10 protein-coding genes and 1 other RNA gene are annotated in these 7,424 nt (G+C 36.8%); 8 read left to right on the top strand and 3 right to left on the bottom strand.

Annotation, left to right across the window (positions count from 1 at the left end; all coding sequences use genetic code 11):
* Positions 1–236: 236 nt before the first annotated feature.
* A complete protein-coding gene (locus tag BAMA_RS22895) occupies positions 237–620 on the top strand; it encodes a sigma factor-like helix-turn-helix DNA-binding protein (RefSeq protein WP_034644293.1) in 384 nt (127 codons plus the stop codon).
* Positions 621–658: 38 nt separating this feature from the next.
* Here the strand turns inward: BAMA_RS22895 and BAMA_RS22890 are convergent, their stop codons facing one another.
* The 3 genes from BAMA_RS22890 to BAMA_RS22880 form a co-directional block, all read right to left on the bottom strand.
* Positions 659–1,327, bottom strand: coding sequence for a deoxynucleoside kinase (locus tag BAMA_RS22890; protein WP_034644291.1), 669 nt, complete (start codon positions 1,325–1,327; stop codon positions 659–661).
* Positions 1,327–1,965 (bottom strand): deoxynucleoside kinase, encoded by a 639-nt coding sequence (locus BAMA_RS22885; protein WP_034644290.1) that lies wholly within the window; start codon positions 1,963–1,965, stop codon positions 1,327–1,329. Before BAMA_RS22885 ends, BAMA_RS22890 begins: the two co-directional genes overlap by 1 nt.
* A 155-nt stretch (positions 1,966–2,120) precedes the next feature.
* A complete protein-coding gene (locus BAMA_RS22880; RefSeq protein WP_034644289.1) occupies positions 2,121–2,660 on the bottom strand; it encodes a cysteine hydrolase family protein in 540 nt (179 codons plus the stop codon).
* A 230-nt stretch (positions 2,661–2,890) separates the two neighbouring features.
* Here BAMA_RS22880 and tadA point away from each other — a divergent pair, with 230 nt between their 5' ends.
* From tadA to BAMA_RS22850, 7 genes are all read left to right on the top strand, one after another.
* Positions 2,891–3,388 carry a tRNA adenosine(34) deaminase TadA gene (gene tadA, locus BAMA_RS22875; RefSeq protein ID WP_034644295.1) on the top strand — a complete coding sequence of 166 codons (498 nt, stop codon included), beginning with the start codon at positions 2,891–2,893 and terminating at the stop codon, positions 3,386–3,388.
* Positions 3,389–3,467: 79 nt separating this feature from the next.
* An RNA gene (ffs, locus tag BAMA_RS24335) (signal recognition particle sRNA large type) lies at positions 3,468–3,732 on the top strand.
* A 269-nt stretch (positions 3,733–4,001) separates the two neighbouring features.
* On the top strand, positions 4,002–5,690 hold the full coding sequence (gene dnaX / locus BAMA_RS22870) for a DNA polymerase III subunit gamma/tau (RefSeq protein ID WP_034644287.1): 1,689 nt from the start codon (positions 4,002–4,004) through the stop codon (positions 5,688–5,690).
* Between the two features lie 24 nt (positions 5,691–5,714).
* Positions 5,715–6,038, top strand: coding sequence for a YbaB/EbfC family nucleoid-associated protein (locus BAMA_RS22865; RefSeq protein WP_034644285.1), 324 nt, complete (start codon positions 5,715–5,717; stop codon positions 6,036–6,038).
* An 18-nt stretch (positions 6,039–6,056) separates the two neighbouring features.
* Positions 6,057–6,653 (top strand): recombination protein RecR, encoded by a 597-nt coding sequence (gene recR, locus BAMA_RS22860; protein WP_034644283.1) that lies wholly within the window; start codon positions 6,057–6,059, stop codon positions 6,651–6,653.
* Between the two features lie 12 nt (positions 6,654–6,665).
* Positions 6,666–6,887 (top strand): YaaL family protein, encoded by a 222-nt coding sequence (locus BAMA_RS22855; protein ID WP_034644281.1) that lies wholly within the window; start codon positions 6,666–6,668, stop codon positions 6,885–6,887.
* Positions 6,888–6,973: 86 nt separating this feature from the next.
* Entirely contained in the window at positions 6,974–7,243 is a 270-nt protein-coding gene (locus tag BAMA_RS22850) for a pro-sigmaK processing inhibitor BofA family protein (RefSeq protein WP_034644280.1), read from the top strand.
* The last annotated feature ends 181 nt before the right edge of the window (positions 7,244–7,424 follow it).

Genomic DNA, 7,424 nt, shown 5'->3' with positions numbered 1-7,424 from the left:
TGAAGGGATCGGTCTTGAAAACCGACAGGCGGTGAAAGCCGCGCGGGGGTTCGAATCCCTCTTCCTCCGCCATATAAAATTGACAACAGCGCATATAAGTGGAGATTGGAAACTCGTTACCAATACGTAACGAGTTTTTGTTTTAACCACTCTGAGAGTATATGGGAAGGATTAGACACCTTTTCAAAAATACATTAATTCCCATGATTATCTTGTTAGATATGAAAGGAGTCAACATGGATCTTATTATACAAACGTTTCCATTAGATGGAAAAACGCTATACTATGTACAATGTCCGGTTTGTAAGAAAAATAGAATTTTAAACAGTGCTGCAAATGTATCTCGTACTGTAAGTGATGTAACATTCCGTAAACTTTGCGGTTGTACTTGTAACGTAAAACAAGAAGCGAAGAAAGAAGTTGTATCTCAACCAAAAGTAGAAGAGAAAAAAGCAGCTCCAAAGCGTAGCGGGAAAGTTCTTACAGCTATTATCAATGGAAAAGAAATGACAGTAAAAGAAATTTCTGAAGCATATGGTATTAGCACAAGTACTGTTCGTCAGCGTATTAATGCTGGAAAACCTGAGAGTGAAATTATTGCTCCAACAAAAAAGAAATAGTAAGTTAATAGGAAAACCCGTGCATTCGCACGGGTTTTTTATTTTACAAGTTTGCGTGTTTGTTTTAAGAAATGACCAATTTTCTTGATGATTGGTTCGATGGAGTCGCCATTTTGAAGAATATCGTACTCATTAATGTTTAAACGTAGCACAGGACAAGAGTTGAAATTGTTAATCCAATTTTCATAGCGTCCATGCATTTCTTTCCAATATTCAATAGGTGTTTGTTGTTCCATTGGTCGACCGCGCTCTTGAATGCGATCTAAAATATCTTCAAAAGATCCTTCTAAATAAATTAATAAGTCCGGATGTGGGAAGTAAGGTGTCATAACCATTGCATCGAATAAGCTTTTATATGTCTCATAATCTGTAGCGGTCATTGTTCCTTTTTCAAAGTGCATTTTTGCAAAAATACCAGTATCTTCATAAATAGAACGATCTTGAATAAATCCACCGCCATATTCAAAGATTCGCTTTTGTTCTTTAAAGCGCTCTGCTAAGAAATATACTTGCAGATGGAAACTCCATCTTGTGAAATCACTATAAAATTTATCTAAGTATGGGTTAGAATCAACCTTTTCAAATGATGTACGGTAGTTAAGTGCATCTGCTAATGCATTTGTCATTGTAGATTTTCCGACACCAACTGTTCCTGCGATTGTAATGACGGCATCATTTGGGATGTCGTACTTTTGGCGTAAATTCATTACTTTGCAATCTCCTTTATTAATGTATTTTGCAATGTGGATAAAATGAGTTGTAAATCTTCTTTGTTATTTACAAAGTCCATATTGTCTCCGTTAAATTTTAGTACGGGAATATTAGGGTGGTCCTTTTTAAATGCTTCCATTGCTGTTTCATAATCTTCAATAAGTTGCATTAAGTAATTTGGATCCATATTTTTCTCAAATTCACGGCCGCGCATTGCAATTCGTTTTTGGAGTGTTTCTAAGCTTGCGGTTAAGTATACAATCACATTTGGGATTGGCATATCTTTTGTAAGGATACGATAGATGTGAATATATTTTTCATATTGAACACCTTGTAGTGTTTGAGATGCGAAAATTAAGTTTTTGAATATATGGTAATCCGCAACAACAGGCTCCTGTTGCTTTAAATATTTTGTATCAATGTCTTCTAATTGCTTATATCGGTTGCATAGGAAAAACATCTCTGTTTGGAAGCTCCATTCTTGGATGTCTTCATAAAATTTTCCTAAGAACGGATTTTCGTCAACAATTTCTTTTAATAAGTGGAGTTGCATGTGAGTCGAAATTTCCTTCGCAAGTGAAGTCTTTCCGACACCAATTGGTCCTTCAACCGTAATAAATGGTACTCCGGTCACGTTGTTTCCTCCTTTCAAATCATAATGTAACGCGAACAAAAAGCACAAAACAGGACTATTGTAGCATAAGAGAGAGGAAAGAACCAACCTACTATAGAAACATCAGGGTATCCATTTATACAATTGTAAATAAAGTTAGTGCATATAAGTTTGATTTATGTAAGTGGTAAATTAGAAGAAGGAGCAATATTTGCTTTTAGTGTTCGGTTCATAACTTTTAAAGCATATAAATGATCTTGATCATTATTTGAAGCTGTGCAATCGTTTGGTACATACAGTTGGTAATTTCTCATATGGGCATCATTGGCGGTGAATAGTATGCATATATTACCGGCAATTCCAGTTAAAATAACGTTTTGTATCTTTAAATGTCCTAGTAGAGAATTAAGAGGTGTTTCATAAAAAGCAGAATAATGTGGTTTAATAAAGAAATAATCATCTTTTTCAGGTTTAATGGCTTCAATGATTTTCTCGCTATAATCATTTTTACAATATGTAAGAAGCTGCTGAATATCAGCTCTCCATAAATTATAATGATCGTTTACATAAATAGTAGGGTGTCCAAGCTTTTTCATTTTTTGTTTTAGTTGTAAGATCGGTTCTATAATGCCCTCGCATTTTTGTGATAATATGGGACCGTGTGAAAATTGAAAGTCATTAATCATATCAATAATAAGAAGTGCAGTATTATTCATATATAGTCTCCTTTCCTGCTTTACCAAATTATTTATCAAATATAAGACTTCCAGCCGAAAGCTTAAGGGAAGCGAAGAAGATTAGACGGGAGGCGAGCAATAGGCAACCCGTAAAAGCCTGATTGACCAGGCTGAAACTTCACTTAGTAAGGGAACTAATAAGTGAAATTTCACTTTAATAGGTTGGATTGAAACAGGAAAAGTTATTTGTGATGAGAGGAATTTTTATGATGGAACAAGATATTTATTTTATGCAGCTTGCGATAGAGGAAGCGAAAAAGGCGGAAATGATAGAAGAAGTGCCAATTGGAGCAGTTGTTGTATTAGACGGTGAAGTAATTAGTCGTGCGTATAATTTACGAGAATGTGAGCAACGTTCGATTGCTCATGCAGAATTATTAGCTCTTGATGAGGCGTGTAAAAAACTAGGAACATGGCGTTTGGAAGATGCCACGTTATACGTCACGTTAGAGCCGTGTCCGATGTGTTCTGGTGCAATTGTATTATCTCGTGTAAAGCGTGTTGTATATGGTGCTAGTGATCCAAAGGGCGGATGTGCGGGAACGCTTATGAACTTGTTAACGGACGAGCGCTTTAATCATCAAGCAGAAGTTGAGGCTGGTGTACTAGAAGAAGAATGTGGTGCTTTACTAACAAACTTCTTTAGAGCGCTCCGTAAGAAAAGGAAAGCAGAGAAAGTAAAATTGGATAAAAATAGTGAATGTTAACTCGGTTGCATTTTAGAATGAAACAAGTTATACTGATATTGTCTTTAACAAAAGACAACCGAATATGGTTTTAACTTTGCCGTGCTAAGCGGGGAGGTAGCGGTGCCCTTTACTCGCAATCCGCTCTAGCGAGGCCGAATCCCTTCTCGAGGTTATGTTACTGTAGGGTCTGCCTTAAGTAAGTGGCGTTGACGTTTGGGTCCTGCGCAACGGGACCCCGTGAACCTTGTCAGATCCGGAAGGAAGCAGCAATAAGCGGATGTTCTCGTGTGCCGTAGGGGTGCCTGAACTGAGCTAACTGCTTAAGTAACGCTTATGGTACGTAATCGACAGAAGGTGCACGGCAGTTATATATGCATATAAACTCACTCTATATAATAGGGTGGGTTTTTTGTATGGAAAATAACTTTTGGAATCTAGAAACAGAATAGGTTATAATAAAGTGAAACTAAAAGGCAGTGAAAAATCATATGTTTTTACTTGCTATAAAGCTTTATATATAAGGTTTTTACGGGTACTTGATTATTTTTCTAATTAGCTTAGATAAGAAATCAATTTTCCGTGAATACGGGATAACCAAGTTAATAAAAACTTTGAGGGAGGCCGTATTTTCGTGTCATACCAGGCGTTGTACCGAACATGGAGACCGCAAAAATTTGAAGATGTAGTCGGTCAAAAGCACGTAACCAAAACGTTGCAAAATGCCCTTCTTCAAGAAAAAGCTTCACATGCTTACTTGTTTTCAGGACCAAGAGGTACGGGGAAAACAACAATTGCGAAAGTGTTTGCGAAAGCAATTAACTGTGAGCATGCTCCTACAGCTGAACCTTGTAATGAATGTCCTGCATGTTTAGGAATTACACAAGGATCAAATTCAGATGTATTAGAAATTGACGCGGCTTCTAATAACGGTGTAGATGAAATACGAGATATAAGAGATAAAGTAAAATATGCTCCAAGTGCAGTTCGTTATAAAGTATATATTATAGATGAAGTTCACATGCTTTCCATGGGCGCTTTTAATGCATTGCTAAAGACATTAGAAGAGCCGCCAGGACATGTTATCTTTATTTTAGCAACGACAGAGCCTCACAAAATTCCACCAACGATCATTTCTCGTTGTCAACGTTTTGAATTTCGTAAAATATCCAATCATGATATTGTTGAGCGATTAAAGACAGTTATTGATAAAGAAGGAACGAAGGTAGAAGATGAGGCGCTTCAAATTGTCGCACGTGCCGCAGAAGGTGGTATGCGTGATGCGCTGAGCCTTATTGATCAAGCAATTTCTTATAGCGATGAAGTTGTTACGGTTGAAGATGTATTAGCTGTAACGGGTTCTGTTTCTCAAAGGAATTTAGGTACACTTGCAGAATGTATACGTGAAAATGATGTACCAAAAGCACTTCGTATTGTAGATGATATTATGAACCAAGGGAAAGAACCCATTCGGTTTGTTGAAGATTTTATTTATTATTATCGAGATATGCTTTTATATCAAACTTCACCTGAACTTGAGAATATGCTAGAAAGAGTTATTGTGGATGATCAATTTCGTATGATGAGTCAGGAAATGCAACCTGATGTGATTTATGACATAATTCATACGCTTAGTAAGAGCCAACAAGAAATGAAGTGGACGAATCATCCACGTATTTTCTTAGAGGTTGTAATGGTACAGCTTTGTCAAAAGTTTGCCATGCAAGGAGGCGGAGTTGACCGCTTGCAAGCTATGTTGCAGCGTATGCAGCAACTAGAGCAAGAATTAGATAATCTGAAACAAAATGGTGTATCATATGCTGCGCCGCAAGAAGTACAAGTTCAGCAAAAGTCACCAAAGCCAACTCGTTCTAGCGGTATGAAAATACCGGTAGGCCGTGTACACGAAGTGTTAAAACAAGCAACCCGTAATAATTTGGAGCAACTGAAGCAAGGCTGGGGCGAGGTATTAGGGAGATTGAAAAATTCTAATAAGGTTGCCTATGCAGTACTGTTAGAAAATAGTGAACCCGTTGCAGCTTCTGTGGATTCTTATGTTCTTGCTTTTAAATACGAAATTCACTGCAAAATGGCAAGTGAAAATCGTGAGGCGACACATACAGTTGAACAGATTTTATTTGAGTTGTTTGGTAAGAAATTAAATATGATTGCTATTCCGAAAAGTGAATGGGGTAAAATTCGTGAAGATTTCTTGCAACATGATGATGGTTCACTTGAAGATGAACCAAAGAAAACGGCAGATCCTCTTGTTGAAGAGGCTGTCAAACTAGTGGGACAGGAATTGATTGAAATAAAAGAATAACAACAATTAGGAGGAATTATTATTATGCGTGGAATGGGAAATATGAATAACATGATGAAACAAATGCAAAAAATGCAAAAGAAAATGGCAGAGGCGCAAGAAGCGTTAGGTGAAGAAACAGTTGAAGGTACAGCTGGTGGCGGTATGGTAACTGTTATTGCTAACGGACATAAACAAATATTAGATGTGAAGATTAAAGAAGAAGTTGTAGATCCAGAAGATGTAGAAATGTTACAAGACCTTGTATTAGCCGCAACAAATGATGCTTTAAAGAAAGCTGAAGAATTATCAGCATCTACAATGGGACAATTTACAAAAGGACTGAATTTACCAGGTGGAATGTTCTAATTAGGAGGACATTTAAACATGCATTATCCAGAACCGATTTCGAAGCTTATTGATAGCTTTATGAAGTTGCCAGGAATTGGCCCTAAAACGGCCGTTCGCCTTGCATTCTTTGTATTAGATATGAAGGAAGATGACGTATTAGATTTCGCAAAATCACTTGTGAATGCAAAAAGAAACTTAACATACTGCTCCGTTTGTGGACATATTACAGATCGTGATCCTTGCTATATTTGTGATGATTCTCATCGTGATCAATCGGTTGTTTGCGTTGTGCAAGAACCAAAAGATGTCATTGCGATGGAGAAGATGAAAGAATATCAAGGTGTTTATCATGTTCTGCGCGGTGCAATTTCTCCGATGGAAGGGATTGGACCAGAAGATATTAATATTCCACAGTTGTTAAAACGACTGCAAGATGAAACAGTGCAAGAAGTTATTTTAGCAACAAACCCTAACATTGAGGGAGAAGCAACCGCAATGTATATTTCCAGGCTCTTAAAACCATCAGGCATTAAAGTGACTCGCATCGCACATGGACTTCCTGTGGGCGGAGATTTAGAATATGCGGACGAAGTAACGCTTTCTAAAGCACTTGAAGGCCGAAGAGAAGTATAAGAGGTAAAGAGAATGTTTTTTCAAAAAAAAGGGAAATTACGAAAAGAGTATGATGAGCAGCTAGTTGCAACATTAGAACAAGTGAAACTAGAGTGGATGCGTCAAAGAAGAATTGTAGAACAAAGTGTTGAGCCATCAGAAGATGTACTTTGCCATTTGAAATTAGCAGAAATGAAGTATTTCTTTTTGCTGAAGGAGGCAAAAAGGCGTCCGGTGAAGATGGAACAATGGTAAAAAGGCCTAGTTATGTTTAACTAGGTTCTTTTTTATATCTTCTTTCCATACAAATATATTGTACAAGTTGTAAAGGGGAGAGGGTTATGAATCACACCATTATAATTGGAGGCATATTAACACTTATTGTCTGTTTATTGCTTTTTGGAGCTCGGATAAGACCAATCCGATTTATTGGGATGTTATTTGTGAAGTTAGCGATTGGAGCGCTACTCTTATTTGTTGTAAATATGGTCGGGATACAATTCGATTTTCACCTTCCGATTAATATCGGGACAACGGTTGTTTCAGGTTTGTTAGGTTTACCAGGATTATTTGCTTTAATTATTATTAAGTTGTATATCATTCCAAGCTAAAGAATCATATCGATTTTTTAGCTTTTTTATTTTTTTAGAAATACTATTGACGTAGTTTATCTTTATATGGTAAATTAATAAGCGTCGTCAGGAACGAAAGGAAAAGTTATTGACGAGCATTTTAAAAGATATTGACTAACATTCAAAGGGATGTTATATTAGAAAAGTCGCTGAAACGCGA

Origin of the sequence: Bacillus manliponensis (genome assembly GCF_000712595.1) — a bacterium.
In the GTDB taxonomy this organism is placed as follows: domain Bacteria; phylum Bacillota; class Bacilli; order Bacillales; family Bacillaceae_G; genus Bacillus_A; species Bacillus_A manliponensis.
The sequence above is the reverse complement of the archived record's forward strand: the minus strand, read 5'-3'. Positions and strand labels throughout refer to the sequence as shown.